Origin of the sequence: Eudoraea sp., from assembly GCF_049665975.1 — a bacterium.
In the GTDB taxonomy this organism is placed as follows: Bacteria; Bacteroidota; Bacteroidia; order Flavobacteriales; family Flavobacteriaceae; genus Eudoraea.
Genome location: NZ_JBATGR010000077.1, coordinates 1 through 3801 on the forward strand (window position 1 = coordinate 1; position 3801 = coordinate 3801).

Annotated in this window: 2 protein-coding genes and 1 pseudogene; 1 reads left to right on the forward strand and 2 read right to left on the reverse strand. The window is 39.1% G+C overall.

Annotated features, from left to right (window positions below):
• Nucleotides 1-339 (forward strand): annotated as a pseudogene (locus WBN20_RS03355) (TPM domain-containing protein); the annotation flags it as partial.
• Between the two features lie 107 nt (nt 340-446).
• On the opposite strand, the gene WBN20_RS03360 reads toward WBN20_RS03355, so the two are convergent.
• On the reverse strand, nt 447-2804 hold the full coding sequence (locus tag WBN20_RS03360; RefSeq protein WP_424280693.1) for a hypothetical protein: 2358 nt from the start codon (nt 2802-2804) through the stop codon (nt 447-449).
• Between the two features lie 25 nt (nt 2805-2829).
• The coding region (der, locus tag WBN20_RS03365) for a ribosome biogenesis GTPase Der (RefSeq protein ID WP_424280694.1) at nt 2830-3801 on the reverse strand (972 nt) is incomplete at its 5' end.

Here is a 3801-nt window from a genome sequence, read left to right on the forward strand (position 1 = left end):
GCCATCTTTAAGGTGTTAACGGGCGAATTTAAAGAAGAACGCCCTCCCGAAGGGGATGGAAACTTTCCTTTTGGAGCAATTCTGCCTATTATCATTTTTATAGTAATCATCATTATTCTTAGCAATCGTAACCGAAGAGGTGGCGGAGGCAAAGGCGGGGGACGAAAAAAAGGTATGAACCTTTGGGATATTATCATCCTGAGCAATATGGGCAGGGGCGGATATAACTCAGGTTCTTCCGGAGGTGGATTCGGAAGCGGAGGATTTGGCGGCGGTGGCTTTAGCGGAGGCTTCGGAGGTGGAGGCTTTGGCGGGGGTGGTGCATCCGGAGGCTGGTGATATGGAAATACAAAATGAGAAATCGAAAATAAGAGGTAAAAGAATGAAATAATTAAAGATTGTCATAATACTGATTGCTACAAATTAAATTCTGCACCGCACACAGATTACTTCAACTGAACGGTTTTCACAGTTGAAAGAAGTTTACCATCAGCACCCATGCCCTCAATAAACACCTTGACCTTTTGCTGTTTTTGTTTAGGGAAAGAAAAAATAACTTCGTTCTTAGAATCCGACAACAGTACAGCTTGCCAATTCACGGCCCCGTAGTGTTCAAAAACAGTCGAGTCATAATAAGCATATTTGGGCTCGTAGTACTTCTGTGGTTTAGTGAAGCCATCTGTAATTAATCTTTTGATATATCGTTTTGGAGCATTGAGGTCTACATACGCTCCACTGCTGGTAAAAGCTATATAACCTTGCTTAATATCGTCATAAGCAATTGATTGGAATGCCGATAAAGGCTTACCCACCAAATCAGAACCATCGGTAGGAAATCCATTTAGGGATAGTGGAATGTTCCTAAGGCCTCCCAACTTGCGGCCAGAGGCTTTGACTGCCAATTTCGTAAACCCAAAGGCATCGGTTTCTATAATCGCTAGAAACCCTAATTTTCTCAGATAGCCAACCAAACTTCCATATTTTTTTATATCCTCATTGGTTACCAATTTTACAGTGGTTAAAGCGTCGACTGAAAACCTGCTTCTCCGTGGCAACCTTCTTTCAACAACGGTCACTTCATCTAACTGTACTGTATTGCCCATTAATTTTAGAGGAGCATCAACAGTTTCGGTCAACTTCGATTTCAAGTTTGAAGAGTAATCACTACTTTCAAAAAAATCTAAATCTTCACTTTCCAAATGAGGCATATATGAAAGCTCTAAATCAGGCACCTTAAGTCTTCCATCTCGATCGATCAGAGCCAAAGTCAGTGAATCATTTTTATAAAGTACCAATCCACTTTTTGTAAATTCCTTGTTTTTGGTCAAATCCAAGGAATAAAAGCCGGTGGGGCTACCGTCATTCACCCACAAACTATTCTCCTTCGATAAATCAGCGTTTAGTACCTTCCCCTTAATGGTAATACCCCTTTCATACTCAAAGTTTTCTTCAAATGTATCTTTAAATATTGTCTTCCAGTCATATCTGCCCCATCCCTGCACCAATAACATTAAGTCCAATTCATAAAGCTTCAAACGATTATACCCATTGAAATAATAAGAAGGGTCTTCTATTGAATTGCGCAAATAGGGTATCAACCAAAACGAACTGTAAATAGAATTAGAAGGATGGTTCGCTTTAGTTCCCTCCGGTAGAATAGAGGCACTCAATGTAAAATTAGTCGTGTCTCTTCTGTTTATAACCGCTGCCAAGTTCACAGAATCCCGGGCGGTTTCTCCTTTTATCGCAATGGTCACTTCTGGGATATCAATCGCAAATTCATTAAAAAAGAGACTGCTTGCAATTACATTGAACTTATCATCAAAAAGGGTTAATATGTTGACCCCAAATGGCAGTTTGGCCTTGTCAAAGCTAAAAACCAAATCTTTTTCATTTAAAACAAACTCTTTAACCACAAGGTTCATGTTTTGATGAAAAGCCACAAAAAAGAGTTCCCCTTTATTGGAATTCAGCGTTCTTTCATTTGTGCTTACGGATAATAACAACCTTTTTGGATCAAGATTATTTGACGTGATTAGAATACCTTCACTTTGCGGTCTTGGAAGTACGCTTTCAAGAATCTTTCCATTTTCGAGAGAAATTCGCAATTTATATTGGCGCTGGCCTTTCTGAAAATAGGCAAACTTCCCAAAACCCAAATGGTTGTTATGAATATTTTCTAAAATGGATAGGCCATCACTATTGATTAAGGAGGCGGAGACAATTTTTTGCCCGGCACCTTTGACATCCATTACCTTGAATCCTACAATACTCTTGGTGTTCTCCAAAATATAGCCACTTTCAGGCAATAGTTGTACATCGAATTGGTCAGTAATATCAGGCAATGCTATTTCAGGAGTTTGAGGGAAAACCTCAATTTTTTGAATAAAGGAATCTTTGTGTTTGAAGTTTTTCATCCAATTGGTGTACGCCCTTATGTAATAAATCCCAGAAGTGAAAGACGAATCAATCTTAAAATCACCATGCCCTACTCCTCCTTCTATATATAGCAGATTTCTTTTAACCTCATTACCTTCTTTATCATAAAGACACACGTACAAATTGGTCGTTTGAAGTGACGGGGTTTGCGAATTTTGATCAAACACATAAGCAGAAAACCATATGTGTTCTTCCTGAGAGAATATTGTCTTATTTAAATGTAGGTGTATATTTTCACGGTCGGGCTCAAAAAAAGCTTCATATTTCGTTGCTAAATGCTGACGTAATGAGTTCTGTGCGAAAACGGATGGTGCCAACAAAATGACACTAACAAAAAGAAGAAGAGGAAGGTTGGTTTTGTTCATGGGAAAATTAAGATACAAAAAATACCTATTTTTTCCGCATAAAAATGGTCACAGGCACGCCTGTATAATCAAAATTTTCTCGCAATTTATTCTCCAAAAACCGCTTGTAAGGCTCCCGTACATATTGCGGAAGGTTACAGAAAAAAGCAAATTGCGGATAAGGTGTAGGAAGTTGGGTGATGTATTTAATCTTTACATATTTCCCCTTGTAGGCTGGTGGTGGTGTATGCTCAATTATGGGCAACAACACATCATTAAGTTTTCTGGTAGGTATTCGTTTAGAGCGGTTTTTATAGACTTCTACAGCCGTTTCTATGGCCTTAAAAATACGCTGTTTAGTATGAACCGACATAAAAAGGATAGGAACATCTGTAAAGGGTTCAATGGCCTGTTTAATTTTTTGTGTATAAAGTTTAACTGCATGAGTATCCTTGTCTACTAAATCCCATTTGTTAACCAGGATTACAATTCCTTTATTGTTGCGCTGTGCTAACCAGAAAATGTTTTCTACCTGTCCGTCAAATCCACGGGTAGCATCTAACAAAAGTAAACAAACATCACAGTGCTCAATGGCTCTCACAGAACGCATGACGGAATAAAATTCCAGGTCCTCTTTTACCTTTGCTTTCCGGCGAATACCCGCAGTATCTACCAAATTAAACTCAAAGCCAAAACGGTTGTACTTCGTATCTATACTATCGCGTGTGGTTCCTGCAATATCTGTAACAATATATCTTTCCTCACCAATTAATGCATTGATAAAAGAAGATTTCCCCGCATTGGGCCTCCCAACTACCGCAAACCTGGGTAGTTCATCTTCAACTTCTTCGCTTTCAGGCAACACCTCAACAAGGGCATCCAATAATTCTCCCGTGCCGCTGCCATTAATACTGGAAAGATTGTAATAATCACCTAATCCAAGTGCATAAAACTCAACGGCATCCTCCGCTCTTTTAGCGTTATCTACTTTATTAACCGCCACGAAAACAGGCTTTTT